Consider the following 17813-nt stretch of genomic DNA (forward strand, 5'->3'; position numbering starts at 1 on the left):
GGTACTTATTCGTAGGTGAGTACGGAAGCGCAGAAGCTGCGGTCGACAGGCCGGCCTCAGCCTACTATCGGCTTGCCTTAAAGCGGCACCACCTTGCCTTCTGCCAGCGTCACCCGCCGGTCCATGCGCGAGGCCAGCTCGTGATTGTGGGTGGCGATCAGCGCCGCCAGCCCCGACTGCCTGACCAGCGCCTCCAGCGCATCGAACACGTAAGAGGCGGTGGCCGGGTCGAGATTGCCGGTAGGCTCGTCGGCCAGCAGCACCAGCGGCGCGTTGGCGACCGCGCGCGCGATCGCCACGCGCTGCTGCTCGCCGCCGGATAGCTCGGCCGGCCGGTGCTGTGCCCGCTTGCCGATCTGCATGTAGTCGAGAAGCTGCGCCGCCCGCTCGGATGCCTCCTTGCGGCCGAGCCCCTTGATCAGCTGCGGCATCATGATGTTTTCGAGCGCGGAGAACTCCGGCAGCAGATGATGGAACTGGTAGACGAAGCCGACATCGTTGCGGCGGATAGCGGTGCGCTCGTCATCCGACAGCCGGCCACAGGCGCGGCCGCTGAGGATCACGTCGCCGGCGTCCGGCCGCTCGAGCAGCCCCGCCGTATGCAGCAGCGTCGACTTGCCGGTGCCCGACGGCGCCACCAGCGCCACCATCTCGCCACGCCTGAGCGAGAAGTCGGCGCCGTTCAGAATTGTCAGCTTGCGCGGCCCCTGGACATAGTGCCGCTCGACGCCCTTAAGCTCGATAATGGCTTCGGCCATCACTCGTACCTCAAGGCTTCGACCGGATCGAGCCGGGCTGCCCGCCAGGCCGGAAACACCGTGGCCAGGAAAGACAGGGTGAGCGCCATGATGACGACATAGGTGGTCTCGCGCGGGTCCATCTTCGCAGGCAACTGGCTGAGGAAATAGAGCTCGGGATTGAACAGGATCCTGCCGGTCATCCAGGAGAAGAACTGGCGGATCGATTCGATGTTGAGGCAGATGACGACGCCGAGCAGCACGCCGGCGATAGTGCCGGTGACCCCGATCGCAGCCCCCGTCATCAGGAAAATGCGCAGGATCGCGCCGCGCGACGCGCCCATGGTGCGCAGGATCGCGATGTCGTGGCCCTTGTCCTTCACCAGCATGATGAGGCCGGAGATGATGTTGAGCGCCGCCACCAGCACGATCAGCGTGAGAATCATGAACATGACGTTGCGCTCGACCTGCAGCGCCGAGAAGAAGGTCTCGTTGCGCTGGCGCCAGTCGACGAGGTCGACCGGCCGCTGCGCCGCCTGCTCGACCAACGGCTTCAGCGCATCCACATTGTCCGGATTGTCGACATAGATCTCGATGGTCTGCGCCCGTCCGTCCATGTTGAAATAGAGCTGGGCTTCCGAAAACGGCATGTAGACGATCGAGCTGTCATATTCCGACATGCCGACCTCGAAGATCGCCGCCACCTTGTAGCCCTTCATGCGCGGCGTGGTGCCAAGCGGGGTAACGTCGCCTTCGGGTGAGATCAGCGTGATGGTGTCGCCGAGCACCAGCCCGAGATTCTCGGCCATGCGCTTGCCGATCGCCACGCCATCGCCGGTGTCGAAACCGTCGAGCGTGCCCTGCTTGATGTTGCTGGACACAATCGAGATCTTGTTGAGATCCTCGGCGCGAATGCCGCGCACCAGCGCGCCGGTGCCGCCGCCGACATTGCCTTGCGCCAGCACCTGCCCGTCGATCAGCGGGATAGCGTATTTGACGCCGGCAACGCCGTTGATGCGGCTCGCCACCTGCGCATAGTCCTCCAGCGGCGAATCGAGCGGCTGCACGATCAGATGGCCGTTGACGCCGAGGATGCGGGTGAGCAGCTCGGCGCGAAAACCGTTCATCACTGCCATGACGACGATCAGCGTGGCGACGCCCAGCATGATGCCGAGGAACGAGATCGAGGCGATGACCGAGATCACCGTCTCCTTGCGCCGCGAACGCAGGTAGCGCCACGCCACCATGCGCTCGAAGCCTGAAAAGGCGCCTGCCGGCGATCGAGCTGCAGCCGCCTCGCCCATCACGCGATACCCAAGCGTTTCTGGGCCTCCGCGATCGGCAGCGTCTCGCGCTCGCCGCTCCGGCGGTTCTTGATCTCGACCTCGCCGCTAGCCACCCCGCGCGGTCCGACGATCACCTGCCAGGGCAGGCCGATCAGGTCGGCGGTTGCGAACTTGCCGCCCGGCCGCTGGTCGGTGTCGTCATAAAGCACGTCCTTGCCGGCCGAGGTCAGCGCTGCGTAGAGCTCGTCGCAGACGCGGTCGCATTCGGCGTCGCCGACCTTCATGTTGATCAGACCGATATCGAACGGCGCGACCGCTTCCGGCCAAATGATGCCGTTCTCGTCATGGCTCGCCTCAATGATCGCCGCGACCAGCCGCGACGGGCCGATGCCGTAGGAGCCGCCCGAAGCATAATGGTCCTTGCCGTCGGGACCGGTGACCTTCGCGTTCATCGGCTTCGAATACTTCTCGCCGAAATGGAAGATATGGCCGACCTCGATGCCGCGCGCCGAGAGCCTCTCGCCTTCGGGCACCTTCTCCCATGCCGCTTCGTCATGCATCTCGTCGGTGGCGGCGTAAGGAGTCGTCCATTTCGTCACGATGCCGCCGATCTCGGCATCGTTGGAAAAGTTCGTGTCCGCGCCGGGCACGTCGAGCGAGAGATAGGCGCGGTCGCAAAACACCTGGCTCTCGCCGGTCTCGGCCAGGATGATGAACTCGTGGCTGAGGTCGCCGCCGATCGGGCCGGTATCGGCGCGCATCGGAATGGCCTGCAGGCCCATGCGCGTGAACGTCCTCAAGTATGAGACGAACATGCGGTTATAGGCGGCTCTCGCGCCTTCAAAATCGAGATCGAAGGAGTAAGCGTCCTTCATCAGGAACTCGCGCGAGCGCATCACGCCGAAGCGGGGCCGCACCTCGTCGCGGAACTTCCACTGGATGTGATAGAGGTTGAGCGGCAGGTCCTTGTAGGACTTGACGTAGGCGCGGAAGATCTCGGTGACCATTTCCTCATTGGTCGGACCATAGAGCATGTCGCGGTCCTGCCGGTCCTTGATGCGCAGCATCTCCTTGCCGTAGTCATTGTAACGACCGCTCTCGCGCCACAGATCCGCCGACTGGATCGTCGGCATCAGGATTTCCAGCGCGCCGGCTCGGTTCTGCTCCTCGCGGATGATCTGGCAGACCTTGTCCAGCACGCGCTTGCCGAGCGGCAGCCAGGAGAAGCTGCCCTGCCCCTGCTGGCGGATCATGCCGGCGCGCAGCATCAGCCGATGCGAGACGATTTCGGCCTCACGGGGGTTTTCTTTGAGAATGGGCAGGAAGTAGCGCGACAAACGCATGGAGTGGTCCGTGAATGAAAAAATGGCGGCGCGGGGAATCGGCGCAACCGAGGCTGCTTGCCCGGGCTTCATAGCCATTTCATGACCGAATGGAAACCCGAGCGCTCCAAAGTGTTGCGGCGTTCTGCGCATGATCAAAAGGGCCCGTTTTGGCCACCAAAGTGCCGCATCTGGCCTTTTGATCGATTCACAAGCAAGCCCTGCCCCACTATTGTGCAGTGCAGCACGATATTGCCTATTTGGGGGCAAAATTCTTCGTGACATTTTCACCTGCCTTGGTCTAGTGTGCGCCGATAACCGAGAGGGCGGAGAAAAATCTGCTCTCCTACGCGGTCAAAGTCTTGGGAGGATGCGATCTAGGCGCGGTTACTCGCTGCCGCCGGACACCGGAAACAGATCGGACGCGTTTAAATTGCAAGGCCTCGTGCCTTGCATTTTTTTTGTGCAATCATCTGCTTAGCACCACGACCTGCCAAACAGCATTATGCTGCGTCAGCCCTTGAAATCGGAAGCCGGCTTCCGATTTCAACCAGCACGGGCGCGGGCTGATCAATACTTGCGGAAACTGGGCAGAGCGCTAACGGCCGGCAGTATGAGTAAAGTCCGGCACGATGTGCGGAATGTCGTCGAAACCGAAGCCGAGCCCCCTTGTCAGGCCGTAGAAAATGCCGATCACGATCGCGGTGACGATCGTCGTGCGGATCGCCGCGCGCAGCATATGCGGTCCCTTCGGCGCGCTCGAGACCGTGCCGAGCGTCACGTCCTTGTCCTCATCCTGGGTGCGCAGGCTGAAGGGCAGCACCGCAAACAGCACCAGCCACCAGGTGACGAAGAACAGTGCGACGAAGGAAACCCAGTTCATGCCTGCTCCAATTCGACCAGCGTGCCGAAGAAATCCTTGGGATGCAGGAACAGCACCGGCTTGCCATGCGCGCCGATCTTCGGATTGCCGTCGCCGAGCACACGCGCGCCGCTTGCTTTGAGCTGGTCGCGCGTGGCGAGGATATCGTCGACCTCGTAGCAGACATGATGCATGCCGCCCGACGGGTTCTTCGCGAGGAAGGCTGCGATCGGTGAAGCGTCGCCCAGTGGCTCCAGCAGCTCGATCTTGGCGTTGCCGACATCGACGAACACAACCGTGACGCCATGTTCCGGCAGCGCCTGCGGCTCGCTCAGCTGAGCGCCCAGCGTATCGCGATACGCAGCTGTCGCCGCAGCCAGGTTCGGCACGGCAAGCGCGACATGATTTAGGCGTCCGAGCATAAGCGCTCCGAAAGTTAGGGGAGTAGGGGGGTTGGGAAAGACTCCGAGCTATTTGCTCTTCCCTACTCCCTTATTCCCGTACTCCCCTACTCCCTTATCTAGTAACAAACACCGTCACCAGCGGCTTCTTGCCCCAGGCTTCGTTGGCGGCGCCGCGGACGGCGCGGCGCACGGCCTCCTGCACAAGGTCGAGGTCTTTTCTGCGCTGGCGGGGGATCGAGTCCACCGCGCCGATTGCCGCATCGAGCATCAGGTCCTCTAGCGTCTCGCCGCTGGCATCGGCCTCGGCGACGCCGATCGCCACCAGATCGGGATCGCCGGCTAGCTCGTATTTCTCGTCGAGCACGACGTTGACCGCAACATGTCCGGCATAGGACAGCTTGCGCCGGTCGCGTATGCCCATCGACTGATCGGTGCCGATCAAGTATCCATCCTTGTAGAGGCGGCCGAACGGCACCTGGTCGATGATCGTGGCCGGACCGGGCCAGAGCCTCAACATATCGCCGTCGCGCACCTGCGCCACCTGGCCGATGCCCGACATCGACATCAGCGAGCCCTGCGCCACCAGATGCGCCGCCTCGCCGTGCACCGGCACGCCGATCTGCGGCCGCACCCATTCATACATCTTGCGCAACTCGCTGCGGCGCGGATGGCCGGAGACATGCACCAGCGCGTCGCCGTCCTCGATGATCTTCATGCCGAGGTCGATCAGCCGGTTCTTGATTTCCAGGATCGCCTTCTCGTTGCCGGGAATGGTGCGCGACGAAAACACCACCGTGTCGCCGGCCGTCAGCGCCACCGACTTCATCTCGTCGCGCGAAAGCTTCGCAAGTGCGGCCAGCGGCTCGCCCTGGCTGCCGGTGCAGATGACCACCAGATTCTCGCGCGGGATATAGCCGTAATCCTCCTCGGCAATGAATTCCGGCAGGCCGTCCATGTAGCCGAGTTCGGTCGCGACATCGATCACGCGCTTCAGCGAGCGGCCGAGCACAAGGCACTGCCGGCCTGCATCCCGCGCAGCCTTGGCGATCGAAACGATGCGCCCGACATTGGAGGAAAAGGTGGTGACCGCGACGCGGCCCTTGGCGTTTTCGATGACGCCTTTCAGGCCCTCGCCGACCGCCACTTCCGACGGCGACTCCCCTTCCCTCAGCGCATTGGTGGAATCGCAGATCAGCGCCAGCACGCCCTTGTCGCCGTAAGCGCGGAAGCGCGCCTCGTCCGTCTTGGGGCCGATCGTCGGCGCCGGATCGATCTTCCAGTCGCCGGTGTGGATTACCGTGCCGGCGGGCGTGGAGATCGCCAGCGACATCGGCTCGGGAATGGAATGCGCAACCGGGATGGCTTCGATCTCGAACGGCCCGACAGTGAACGTCTCGCCGGCCCTGTAGATCATTGCCGGGATTTTTGGCGCGTTCTGCTCGCCCTGCCGTTTGGCCTCCAGAAGGCCGGCGGTGAACGGCGTCATCCAGACCGGCACTTTGAGCTTCGGCCAGATATCGAGCAGCGCGCCGTAATGGTCCTCATGCGCATGCGTTATGACCACGCCGCGCAAGCCGTCGAGGTTCTCCTCGATGAAGCGTGTGTCGGGCAGGATCAGATCGACGCCCGGATGCGCGCTGTCCGGAAATGTGACTCCGACATCGACTACGATCCATTCGCGCGCGTCCGCGGGCCCGTATCCATAGAGGGCGAAGTTCATGCCGATCTCGCCGACGCCGCCGAGCGGCGCGAAGACGAGTTCGGCGTTCTCAGTATTCGCCATAAATCCTTTCCTTCCTGGCCAGTCAGGCCAAGCCAATCAAATCAAGTCGTCAAAGACGGGCCGACGCGACCGCGCCGAAATGCACGTCGCCGGCCGCGATCGTCAAAACAGTTCCGTCATCGTCGCGGATCACGAAACGGCAGTCCTCGTCAATGGTTTCGAAGACGCCGCGCACCACATTGCCGTCAATTCTGACAGCAACCTCGCCGCCGAGCCCCGCGGCGCGAGCCAACCAGCGTTTCCTAATCGCGCTAAGTCCCCGCCCGTCATCCCACAATCTGAAATTCTCGCTCCAGGCATCCGAGAGCGCCAGGAACAGCATCTCGGCATCGCAATTGGCGCCAAGTGCCTGCAGCGACGTCGCCGGATAAGGCAGATCCTCGGGGTATGCCACGACGTTGACGCCGATGCCGACGGCAACCGCGAAACGGCCGCCTTCGAGCAGGGTCGATTCCAGCAGGATGCCGGCAAGTTTGGCGCCGGTGGCGAGCACATCGTTCGGCCATTTCAGCTCGAAGCGGTTGCGTCCTTCGCTGGCTCCGTCCAGGCCAACGGCGATCCGCCCTTGCGGGACGACGGCATCGAGCGCGTCGGCCAATGCAAGCCCAGCGACGAAGCCAAGCGTCGCGGCGAGCCGCAACTCGCCATTCGGAACCAGAAGCAGCGTCGCCGCCAGATTGCCTTCAGGCGTCGCCCAGGCGCGGCCGCGCCGACCGCGTCCGCTTTCCTGCCTCTTCGAGACGACCCAGAGTTTTCCCGGATCGCCCGCGCGTGCATGCTCAAGCGCCAGCGCGTTGGTCGAGCCGACGCTGTCATGGGCCTCGAGCCGGAACCCCTCCGACGCCGCGGTTGGAGCCAGCCGAAATGCCATCCCGTCAGAAGAAGGTCTTGGCGGCGGCTTCGGCATAGCTGCCGATCGGCCCGCCGATCAGCACATAGAACAGCACGAAGGCGCCGCTGACGCCGAGCACGAGGCGCAATTCGCTGGCCATCGGCACAAAGCCGCCGACAGGCTCGTCGAACCACATGATCTTGATGATGCGCAGGTAATAGTAGGCACCCACCACCGAAGCCAGCACGCCGATGATCGCCAGGGCATAGAGATGCGCGTTGATGGCGGCGAGGAACACGTACCATTTCCCCCAGAAGCCGGCGAGCGGCGGAATGCCGGCCAGCGAGAACATCAGGATGGTGAGGATGGTGGCCATGATGGGATTGGTCGAGGCGAGGCCCGCCAGATCGCCGATCTGCTCGACATTGCCCTCCTTGCGCCGCATGGCGAGGATGAAGGCGAAGGTGCCGAGCGTCATCACCAGATAGATCAGCATGTAGATCGCCACGCCGCGCACGCCGGCCTGGCTGTTCGCGGCAAGGCCGACCAGCGCGTAGCCCATATGGCCGATCGAGGAATAGGCCATCAGCCGCTTGATGTTGGTCTGGCCGATCGCGGCGAAGGCGCCGAGCGCCATCGAGGCGATCGAGATGAAGACGACGATCTGCTGCCAGTCGGCGGCGATCGGCTTGAAGGCGCCCATGGTGACGCGCACGATCAGCGCCATCGCCGCCATCTTCGGGGCGGCGGCCAGGAAGGCGGTGATCGGCGTCGGTGCGCCCTCATAGACGTCCGGCGTCCACATGTGGAACGGCACCGCCGAGATCTTGAAGGCGAGGCCGGCGAGCACGAAGACAAGGCCGAAGACAAGGCCGAGCTGGCGTTCGCCGCTGCCCAGCGCCGTCGCGATCTCGTGAAAGCCGGTGTTGCCGGTATAGCCGTAGACCAGCGAGATGCCGTAGAGCAGCATGCCCGACGACAGCGCGCCGAGAACGAAATATTTGAGGCCGGCCTCGGTCGAGCGGACATTGTCACGGTTGATCGCCGCCAGCACATAGATCGCCAGCGACTGCAGCTCGAGCCCGAGATAAAGGCCGATCATGCCGTTGGCGGAGATCATCAGCATCATGCCGAGCGTGCACAGCACGATCAGCACCGGATATTCGAACTTGTCGAAATGCTCCTGCCTGGCAAACCGCATCGACATGACGAGCGTGACCGCAGAGCCGATCAGCGCCAGCATTTTCATGAAGCGGCCGAAGGAGTCCTGGACGAAAGCGCTGCCATAGGCAGACCCCTCGCCGTCGGAGAAAGCCAGCCACAGGCCGGCGATCACAAGCACCGCGACCGCGAGCCCGGTCACCGTCATCGTGTTGTTGGAGCGCGAATAGGCGCCCACCATCAGAAGCGCCAGTGCGCCGATGGCGAGGATCAGTTCCGGCGTTGAGAGCGAAAGGCTGGAGAGAAGGTCCGGCGTCATGGTATTTCCCCGGTCAGTTCGCCGCCGCGGTCTGCGCGGAATTGATGGATGCGGTGACGTTGGTGACGAGCGCCTTGACCGACTGCGTGGTGGCATCGAAGACAGGCGCCGGATAGACGCCGAAGAAGATCACCAGCACCACCAGCGGGTAGATGATCGCCTTCTCGCGCGTCGACAGATCGAGCAGGTTCTTCAGGCTCTCCTTGGTCAGCGCCCCGAAGATCACGCGGCGGTAGAGCCAGAGCGCATAGGCTGCCGACAGGATGACGCCGGTAGCGGCGAAGAACGCCACCCAGGTGTTGACCCGAAACACGCCGAGCATGGTCAGGAACTCGCCGACGAAGCCGCTGGTGCCCGGCAGGCCGACATTGGCCATGGTGAAGATCATGAACGCGGTCGCATATTTCGGCATGTTGTTGACCAGCCCGCCATAGGCGTCGATCTCGCGCGTATGCATGCGGTCGTAGATGACGCCGACGCACAGGAACAGCGCGCCGGAGACGAGGCCGTGGCTGAGCATCTGGAACATCGCGCCCTGCACGCCCTCCTGGTTCATCGCGAAGATGCCCATGGTGACGAAACCCATATGGGCGACCGACGAATAGGCGATGAGCTTCTTCATGTCCTCCTGCATCAGCGCCACCAGCGAGGTGTAGATGATGGCGACGACCGAGAGCGTGAAGATCAGCGGCGCGAACATCTCCGACGCCAGCGGGAACATCGGCAGCGAGAAGCGCAGGAAGCCGTATCCGCCCATCTTCAACAGGATGCCGGCCAGGATGACCGAACCCGCCGTCGGCGCCTCGACATGCGCGTCGGGCAGCCAGGTGTGCACCGGCCACATCGGCATCTTCACCGCGAAGGAGGCAAAGAAGGCGAGCCACAGCCAGGTCTGCATGTTGGCCGGGAAGCTATGCGTCAGCAGCGTGGTGATGTCGGTCGTGCCGGACTGGAAGAACATCGCCATGATGGCGAGCAGCATCAGCACCGAGCCGGCAAGCGTATAAAGGAAGAACTTGAACGAGGCATAGACGCGCCGCTTGCCGCCCCAGACACCGATTATGATGAACATCGGGATCAGGCCGCCCTCGAAGAAAACGTAGAAGAGCACGATGTCGAGCGCGCAGAACACGCCGATCATCAGCGTCTCGAGGATCAGGAAGGCGATCATGTAGGCCTTGACGCGCTTCTCGATCGCATCCCACGAGGCCAGGATGCAGAGCGGCATCAGGAAGGTGGTCAGGATGACGAACAGCATCGAGATGCCGTCGACGCCCATATGATAGGAGATGCCCGAATCCAGCCAGGCGTGCTTCTCGACGAACTGGAAGCCGGCCTGCGAATTGTCGAAACCCTTCCAGATGAACAGCGACACCACGAAGGTGAACGCCGTCGTGATGAAGGCGATCGAGCGGATGTTGCGGCGCGCGTTTTCGCTGTCGTCGCTGATCGGCAGAATGAGCAGAACACCAACCAGCGGCAGGAAGGTGACCAGCGAGAGGATTGGCCAGTCGGTCATCAGAGCATCATCCAGGTGACGAGAGCGGCCACGCCGATCAGCATGGCGAAGGCATAGTGGTAGAGGTAGCCGGTCTGCAATTTGACGACGCGGTTGGTGACGTCGACGACGCGCGCCGAGATGCCGTCGGGGCCGAGCCCATCGATGATGGCGCCGTCACCCGTCTTCCATAGGAACCGGCCGAGGCGCTTCGCCGGCCGCACGAAAAGGAAGTCGTAGAGCTCGTCGAAATACCATTTGTTGAGCAGGAAGCCGTAGAGCAGGCGATGGTTGGCGGCGACGCTCCGGGGCAGTTCCGGCGAGCGGATGTAGAACTTCCACGCGACCGCAAAGCCGATGACCATGGCGATGAACGGAGCCAGTTCCACCCACAACGGCAATTCGTGGATCTCGTGCAGGATGTGGTTGTCCGGCAGCGTGAACAGCGAGGCCTTCCAGAACTCGGCATAGCCCTCGCCGATGAAGGCGCCGTGGAAGATGACACCGGCAAACAGCGCGCCGGCAGCCAGCACGTAGAGCGGCACCAGCATCACCGGCGGCGATTCATGCACGTGATGCATGACCTCGTGGCTGGCGCGCGGCTCGCCGTGGAAGGTCATGAAGATCAGTCGCCAGGAATAGAAGCTTGTGAAGGCGGCGGCGATCACGAGCAGCACGAAGGCAAAGCCCGCGACCGCGTTGTGGCTGGCAAAGGACGCTTCGATGATGGCGTCCTTGGAGAAGAAGCCGGCGGTGCCGATCACCGTCGCCGGGATCCCGACGCCGGTCAGCGCCAGGGTGCCGATCACCATCATCCAGTAGGTCTTGGGGATGAGCGTCCTCAACCCGCCCATCAGGCGCATGTCCTGCTCGTCGGAGACGGCGTGGATGACCGAGCCCGAGCCGAGGAAGAGCAGCGCCTTGAAGAAGGCATGCGTGAACAGATGGAAGATCGCCGCGCCATAGGCGCCGACGCCGAGCGCCACGAACATGTAGCCGAGCTGCGAGCAGGTCGAATAGGCGATGACGCGCTTGATGTCGTTCTGGACAAGGCCGACAGTGGCCGCGAAGAAGGCGGTGAAGGCGCCGATGAAGGTGACGACGGTCAGCGCCGAATGCGACAGCTCGAACAGCGGCGAGAGCCTCGCCAGCATGAACACGCCGGCCGTCACCATCGTCGCGGCATGGATCAGCGCCGAGACGGGCGTCGGGCCTTCCATGGCGTCGGGCAGCCAGGTGTGCAGCGGCACCTGCGCCGACTTGCCCATGGCGCCCATGAACAGCAGCAGGCAGACCACCGTCAGCGCCGTGTGCTTGTCGAGCGCATGGCCTAAGAAGGTGAGCACCGCGGCTCCCTCCGGCGCGCCTTCGGCCGGAAGGAAGGAGGCTGCGTTGGCGAAGACTGTGCCGAGATTGACCGAGCCGAACAGCACGAAGACGCCGAAGATGCCGAGCGCGAAGCCGAAGTCGCCGACGCGGTTGACGACGAAGGCCTTGATCGCCGCGGCGTTGGCGGAGGGCTTCTTGTACCAGAAGCCGATCAGCAGATAGGAGGCGAGGCCGACGCCTTCCCAGCCGAAGAACATCTGCACCAGATTGTCAGCCGTCACCAGCATCAGCATCGCGAAGGTGAACAGCGACAGATAGGCGAAGAAGCGCGGCCGGTTCGGATCGTGGTGCATGTAGCCGATCGAATAGATATGGACCAGCGCCGACACGGTGTTGACGACGACCAGCATCACCACCGTCAGTGTGTCGATCCTGAGCGCCCAGGCGACGTCGAGCCCGCCCGCCTGGATCCAGCGCAGCACCGGCACGGTGAACACTTCGCCATGGCCGAAGCCGACGGTGAAGAAGGCGATCCACGACAGCACCGCCGCGATCACCAGGAAGCCGGAAGTGATGTATTCGGATGCCTTGGCGCCGAGCGAATTGCCGAACAGGCCGACAATCAGGAAGCCGAGCAGCGGAAGGAAGACGATGGCCTGGTACATGGTTGTTCCCGTCAACCCTTCATCTGGTTCACGTCTTCGACCGCTATCGAGCCGCGGTTGCGGAAGAAGACGACAAGAATGGCAAGTCCGATCGCGGCCTCCGCCGCGGCGACCGTCAGCACGAACAGGGCGAATACCTGCCCTACGAGGTCATGCAGCGCCGCCGAGAAGGCGACGAAGTTGATGTTGACCGCGAGCAGGATCAGCTCGATCGACATCAGGATGACGATGATGTTGCGGCGGTTCAAAAAGATGCCGAACACGCCGAGCGTGAACAGGATCGCCGATACGGTCAGATAATGCGCGATGCCGACGACCATCTCAGATACCCTCGCCCGACTTGACCTTGCGGATTTCCATGCCCGTTGCCGGCGTGCGGCCGACCTGGGCGGCGATCGACTGCCGCTTGACGCCTTCCTTGTGGCGCAGCGTCAGCACGATGGCACCGATCATGGCGACCAGAAGCACGAGGCCGGCGATCTGGAAATAATAGAGATAGTCCGTGTAGAGGATGTCGCCGAGCGCCGCCGTGTTGGAGCGCGCGGCGAGGTCCGGCGTTGCCTTCGCCACCGTCGAGGCAAGCTGCGGCGCGAAGCTGTAGCCGCCGAGCACGACGATCAGCTCCGCCGCCAGGATCAGTCCGACCAGCGCGCCGATCGGCGCATATTGCAGCGCGCCCTGCTTCATCTCCGCGAAGTCGACGTCGAGCATCATGACGACGAACAGGAACAGCACCATCACAGCGCCGACATAGACGACGAGCAGGATCATCGCCAGGAACTCGGCGCCGGTCAGCATGAACAGGCCAGCGGCATTGAAGAAGGTGAGGATCAGGAACAGCACCGAATGCACGGGGTTGCGCGACGAAATGACCATGAAGGCCGACGCCACGGCGATAAAGGCGAAGAGGTAGAAAAAGACCGCCTCTAGTCCACTCAGCATGGGGTTCCCTCGGGTTCCTGTCCGAACACTGGCTCAGCGCCCCTGCTCGATGTCGCCGCCGCCTCCGGCTGGCAAAGTTGCGTGTTCCTATCGCATGTTCCGATCGGGTTGAAAGACCCGATCGAAAGAAACATGCGACACTCTTTTCATTCCGGAGGATGATCTGGTCCGAAAGTCTGCAACTTTTCGGGGACCATCCTTTGGACGAGGCCCTCGCCCCGTCCATGCCTCAAATGTCAGCGATAGGGCGCGTCCAACGCGATGTTGCGCGCCAGCTCACGCTCCCAGCGATCGCCGTTCGCGAGCAGCTTTTCCTTGTTGTAGTAAAGCTCCTCGCGCGTCTCGGTCGCGAATTCGAAATTCGGCCCCTCGACGATGGCGTCGACCGGGCAGGCTTCCTGGCAGAAGCCGCAATAGATGCACTTCACCATGTCGATATCGTAGCGTACGGTGCGCCGCGTACCGTCGTTGCGGCGCGGGCCGGCTTCGATGGTGATCGCCTGTGCCGGACAGATCGCCTCGCAAAGCTTGCAGGCGATGCAGCGCTCCTCCCCATTGGGGTAGCGGCGCAGCGCGTGCTCGCCGCGGAAGCGCGGGCTGGTCGGTCCCTTCTCGTGCGGATAGTTGATCGTCTCCTTCGGCGCAACGAACTGGCGCATCGACAGGAAGAAGGCGCTGACGAAATCCTTCAGCAACAGGGCCTTTGCGGCTTGGGCAAGAGCGGACATCACGCAAACCCCGTGATCTTGAGGAAGGCCGCGGTGGCGACGACCATGAACAGCGAGATCGGCAGGAAGACCTTCCAGCCTAGCCGCATCAGCTGATCATAGCGGTAGCGCGGCACAAACGCCTTCACCATCGAGAACATGAAGAACACCAGGCAGACCTTGAGCACGAACCAGATCAGGCCCGGCACCCAGGTGAAGGGCGCGAAGTCGAACGGTGGCAGCCAGCCGCCGAGGAACAGGATGGTGGCCAGCGCGCACATCAGGACGACGGCGACGTACTCGCCCAGGAAGAAGAGCAGGAACGGCGTCGACGAATATTCGACCATGTGTCCGGCGACGAGTTCCGATTCCGCTTCCACCAGATCGAAGGGCGGACGGTTCGTCTCGGCCAGCGCCGAGATGAAGAACACGATGAACATCGGGAACAGCGACAGCCAGTGCCAGTCGAGGAAGGTGTTGGGCAGGCCGAGCTTGGTGCCGAGGCCATCCTGCTGCGAGAGCACGATGTCGGAGAGGTTGAGCGAGCCGACGCAAAGCAGCACGGTGACGATGACGAAGCCGATCGACACCTCGTAGGACACCATCTGCGCGGCTGAGCGCAGCGCGCCGAGGAACGGATATTTCGAGTTCGACGCCCAGCCGCCCATGATCACGCCGTAGACCTCGAGCGAGGAGATGGCGAAAACATAAAGGATGCCGACATTGATGTTAGCGATAGCCCAGCCTTGATTGACCGGAATGACCGCCCAGGCCGAGATCGCGAGCACGGCTGAGACCAGTGGCGCCAGCAGGAAGACGCCCTTGTTGGCGCCCGACGGGATCACCGGCTCCTTGAAGACGAATTTCAAAAGGTCGGCGAAGGCCTGCAGCGTGCCCCAGGGACCGACCACGTTCGGGCCGCGGCGCAGCTGCACCGCAGCCCAGATCTTGCGGTCGGCATAAAGCACGTAAGCCACAAAGATCAAAAGAACGACGATCAGCACGACCGACTTCAACAGGATCAGCAGCGCCGGCAGCACGTAGAAGGAAAAGAAGGTGTCCATGCTTATTCCGCCGCCTGCTTGAAGCCGCTCTTGGCCAGCGCCGAGCACTCAGCCATCACGGCCGAGGCCCGCGCGATCGGGTTGGTGAGATAGAAGTCCTTCACCGGCGAGGTGAAGGTGCCCTTGTTCAAGCGTCCGCCGAGCTTCGCCGCCCTGGCAACGCCGTCGGCGCTGCCCGCCGCGACATGATCGACGCGGGCAAGATGCGGGTATTCGCGATAGAGCTTCGCGCGCAGCTGCGCGAGCGAATCGAACGGCAGCTTCTTGCCGAGCACATCCGACAGCGCCCGCAGGATCGCCCAGTCCTCGCGCGCTTCGCCCGGGGCGAAACCGGCGCGGTTGGTCTGCTGCACGCGGCCTTCCGTGTTCACATAGGTGCCGGACTTTTCGGTGTAGGCGGCAGCCGGCAGGATGACATTGGCGCGGTGCGCGCCCACATCGCCATGCGTGCCGATATAGACGACGAAGGCGCCGCCGGTCTTGGCCATGTCGATCTCGTCGGCGCCAAGCAGGAACAGGAGATCCGTCGCGCCCAGCATGCCGGCGACATTCTTGCCGCCCTCGCCCGGCACGAAGCCGACGTCGAGCCCGCCGACTCTGGCCGCCGCGTTGTGCAGCACCGCGAAGCCGTTCCACTCGGCCGTGACGGCATTGATGGCCATCGCCAGCCTTGCCGCCTGGCCGAGCACTGCCGCGCCGTCCGAGCGCGCCAGGGCGCCCTGGCCGACGATAATCAGCGGATGCGCTGCATTCTTCAGCACCTCGAAGAACCTGCCGTTGCCGTCGGCCAAGTCCTTCAAGGATTCTGGGCCGGCGCCGATGAGCTCGTAGTCATAGCGCGTGTCGCCGATCTCGCCGATGACGCCGATCGGCAGGTTGCCGACGCGCCAGCGCTTGCGGATGCGGGCGTTGAGCACCGAGGCCTCGAAGCGCGGATTGGCGCCGACGATCAGCACCGCGTCGGCCTGCTCGATGCCTTCGATGGTCGGATTGAAGATGTAGCTCGCGCGGCCGAGCGACGGATCGAGCGCAGCGCCGTCCTGGCGGCAGTCGATGTTCTTGGAGCCGAGCGCTGCCATCAAAAGCTTGAGCGCATAGATTTCCTCGACCGCGGCGAGGTCGCCGGCGATGGCGCCGATGCGCTCGGGCGCGGTCTTCGACACCTCGTTCTTGATCGCCGTGAAGGCTTCCGCCCAGCTTGCCGGAGCAAGCTTGCCGTTCTTGCGAACGTAGGGACGATCGAGGCGCTGGGTGCGCAGGCCATCCCAGATGAAGCGCGTCTTGTCCGAGATCCACTCCTCGTTCACGGCCTCGTTGACGCGCGGCAGGATGCGCATCACCTCGCGGCCGCGGCTATCGACGCGGATCGCCGAGCCGACGGCGTCCATGACGTCGATCGACTCCGTCTTGGTCAGCTCCCACGGCCGCGCCTGGAAGGCGAACGGCTTGGAGGTCAGCGCGCCGACCGGGCAAAGGTCGATGACGTTGCCCTGGAGCTCCGAGGTCATCGCCTGTTCGAGATAGGTGGTGATCTCGGCATCCTCGCCGCGGCCGATCAGGCCGAGTTCGGAGATGCCGGCGACCTCGGTGGTGAAGCGGACGCAGCGCGTGCAGTGGATGCAGCGGTTCATCACCGTCTTGACCAGCGGACCGATATACTTGTCTTCGACCGCCCGCTTGTTCTCATGGTAGCGCGAGGAGTCGACGCCGAAGGCCATCGCCTGGTCCTGCAGGTCGCACTCGCCGCCCTGGTCGCAGATCGGGCAATCCAGCGGATGGTTGATCAGCAGGAACTCCATCACGCCTTCGCGGGCCTTCTTGACCATCGGCGTGTTGGTGAAGATTTCCGGCGCTTCGCCATTCGGGCCGGGGCGCAGGTCGCGCACGCCCATGGCGCAGGAGGCCTGCGGCTTGGGCGGGCCACCCTTCACCTCGATCAGGCACATGCGGCAATTGCCGGCGATGGACAACCGCTCATGGAAGCAGAAGCGCGGCACTTCCGCGCCGGCGTCCTCGGCCGCCTGCAGCAGCGTGTAATGGTCGGGTACCGTGATCTCTTTCCCGTCGACCTTGAGCTTTGCCATTCGCCTCAAACCCTCGCGGATTTCCCGCAATCTTTCGTTCCGGGGCGCGACTGCGCCCGGCATTTCATCTCATTATTTGGCGGCCAGCGCCGCCGCTTGGCCAGTCCAGTCGTCGCGGCCGACGCGGCCGGCGAGCGACAGGTAATCCTCGACCCAGGCGATCTCTTCCAAGGTCCAGGCAGCGATCTGGTCGTAGGACCAGATGCCAAGACCATTCAGCACCTTCTCCAGCTTCGGCCCGATGCCCGATATCGCCTTCAGGTCGGACGGCTTTGCCGGCTTGTCGATCGCCTTGGGCTGCCTGAAATCTTCCGGCATCAGACCGGTCGCGGCCGTTCCGGCTACCGTGTCGCCTCTCGCGTCGAGCGCCTTCTCAGCGCTGGCGTTCGCCGCGATGTCGGTCACATCCCTGGCGAAGGTCTGCGCCTCGGCGATCAGCGTCTCGGTCGCTTTGCGCGCCTTGGACGAATTGTTGGCCGCCTCGGTCCGCGCCTCGAGATCGTCGAGGAATGGCTGGAGCATGCGCTGCGAGGCTTCGACGGCGCCGGAGAGCGCGCCCATCCAGACACCCAGGGCATGGTTGGCAAACCCGATGCCTACCGCCGATAGTGCAGCCACGCCCGCGACAGGATGCGCCATCAGGTTGACGGCGCTGGCCATCTCCCTCGGCATCATCTTGGTCAGGTCCGGGTTCATCTTCTCGAGTTCGTCCAAATAAGGCATCAGCGGGTAGGCTATCGAATACGGCGCCATAGACATCTCCTGGTCGTTTCTTCGTACGCCCCCGCCCCTGTTTTTCCGTCCCGGGCAATGCCCGT

At 63.5% G+C, this 17813-nt stretch carries 16 protein-coding genes; all 16 read right to left on the reverse strand.

What is annotated here, in order from left to right:
- Positions 1–77: 77 nt before the first annotated feature.
- On the reverse strand, positions 78–761 hold the full coding sequence (locus tag CK224_RS04030) for an ABC transporter ATP-binding protein (RefSeq protein WP_176477841.1): 684 nt from the start codon (positions 759–761) through the stop codon (positions 78–80).
- The gene (locus tag CK224_RS04035) at positions 758–2041 is read right to left on the reverse strand and encodes a lipoprotein-releasing ABC transporter permease subunit (RefSeq protein ID WP_067001237.1); all 1284 of its coding nucleotides are present in this window, start codon (positions 2039–2041) and stop codon (positions 758–760) included. The genes CK224_RS04030 and CK224_RS04035 overlap by 4 nt, the downstream gene beginning before the upstream one ends.
- Positions 2041–3366, reverse strand: a complete 1326-nt coding sequence (gene proS / locus CK224_RS04040; RefSeq protein ID WP_095780914.1) for a proline--tRNA ligase — start codon at positions 3364–3366, stop codon at positions 2041–2043. The genes CK224_RS04035 and proS overlap by 1 nt, the downstream gene beginning before the upstream one ends.
- A gap of 577 nt (positions 3367–3943) precedes the next feature.
- A complete protein-coding gene (locus CK224_RS04045; protein ID WP_095779752.1) occupies positions 3944–4228 on the reverse strand; it encodes a DUF1467 family protein in 285 nt (94 codons plus the stop codon).
- Positions 4225–4629 carry a methylmalonyl-CoA epimerase gene (mce, locus tag CK224_RS04050; protein WP_095780843.1) on the reverse strand — a complete coding sequence of 135 codons (405 nt, stop codon included), beginning with the start codon at positions 4627–4629 and terminating at the stop codon, positions 4225–4227. Before mce ends, CK224_RS04045 begins: the two co-directional genes overlap by 4 nt.
- Before the next feature lie 94 nt (positions 4630–4723).
- Positions 4724–6394 carry a ribonuclease J gene (locus CK224_RS04055; RefSeq protein WP_095780844.1) on the reverse strand — a complete coding sequence of 557 codons (1671 nt, stop codon included), beginning with the start codon at positions 6392–6394 and terminating at the stop codon, positions 4724–4726.
- A gap of 49 nt (positions 6395–6443) precedes the next feature.
- On the reverse strand, positions 6444–7265 hold the full coding sequence (locus CK224_RS04060) for a biotin--[acetyl-CoA-carboxylase] ligase (protein WP_095779754.1): 822 nt from the start codon (positions 7263–7265) through the stop codon (positions 6444–6446).
- A 4-nt stretch (positions 7266–7269) separates the two neighbouring features.
- Positions 7270–8706, reverse strand: a complete 1437-nt coding sequence (nuoN, locus tag CK224_RS04065; protein WP_095779755.1) for an NADH-quinone oxidoreductase subunit NuoN — start codon at positions 8704–8706, stop codon at positions 7270–7272.
- Between the two features lie 13 nt (positions 8707–8719).
- Positions 8720–10225 carry an NADH-quinone oxidoreductase subunit M gene (locus CK224_RS04070; RefSeq protein ID WP_066998796.1) on the reverse strand — a complete coding sequence of 502 codons (1506 nt, stop codon included), beginning with the start codon at positions 10223–10225 and terminating at the stop codon, positions 8720–8722.
- A complete protein-coding gene (gene nuoL, locus CK224_RS04075) occupies positions 10225–12198 on the reverse strand; it encodes an NADH-quinone oxidoreductase subunit L (protein ID WP_095780845.1) in 1974 nt (657 codons plus the stop codon). The genes CK224_RS04070 and nuoL overlap by 1 nt, the downstream gene beginning before the upstream one ends.
- 11 nt (positions 12199–12209) lie before the next feature.
- Positions 12210–12518, reverse strand: a complete 309-nt coding sequence (gene nuoK / locus CK224_RS04080) for an NADH-quinone oxidoreductase subunit NuoK (protein WP_066998791.1) — start codon at positions 12516–12518, stop codon at positions 12210–12212.
- Between the two features lies 1 nt (position 12519).
- Positions 12520–13140 carry an NADH-quinone oxidoreductase subunit J gene (locus CK224_RS04085; RefSeq protein ID WP_066998787.1) on the reverse strand — a complete coding sequence of 207 codons (621 nt, stop codon included), beginning with the start codon at positions 13138–13140 and terminating at the stop codon, positions 12520–12522.
- Between the two features lie 236 nt (positions 13141–13376).
- Complete coding sequence (nuoI, locus tag CK224_RS04090) at positions 13377–13868, reverse strand: NADH-quinone oxidoreductase subunit NuoI (RefSeq protein ID WP_066998784.1); 492 nt, start codon at positions 13866–13868, stop codon at positions 13377–13379.
- Positions 13868–14911, reverse strand: a complete 1044-nt coding sequence (nuoH, locus tag CK224_RS04095; protein ID WP_066998780.1) for an NADH-quinone oxidoreductase subunit NuoH — start codon at positions 14909–14911, stop codon at positions 13868–13870. Before nuoH ends, nuoI begins: the two co-directional genes overlap by 1 nt.
- A 2-nt stretch (positions 14912–14913) precedes the next feature.
- Positions 14914–16995 carry an NADH-quinone oxidoreductase subunit NuoG gene (gene nuoG / locus CK224_RS04100; RefSeq protein WP_095780846.1) on the reverse strand — a complete coding sequence of 694 codons (2082 nt, stop codon included), beginning with the start codon at positions 16993–16995 and terminating at the stop codon, positions 14914–14916.
- A 72-nt stretch (positions 16996–17067) separates the two neighbouring features.
- Positions 17068–17748 (reverse strand): NADH-ubiquinone dehydrogenase, encoded by a 681-nt coding sequence (locus CK224_RS04105; protein ID WP_066998774.1) that lies wholly within the window; start codon positions 17746–17748, stop codon positions 17068–17070.
- Between the last annotated feature and the right edge of the window lie 65 nt (positions 17749–17813).

This window comes from Mesorhizobium sp. WSM3862 (assembly GCF_002294985.1).
Classification (GTDB): Bacteria; Pseudomonadota; Alphaproteobacteria; order Rhizobiales; family Rhizobiaceae; genus Mesorhizobium.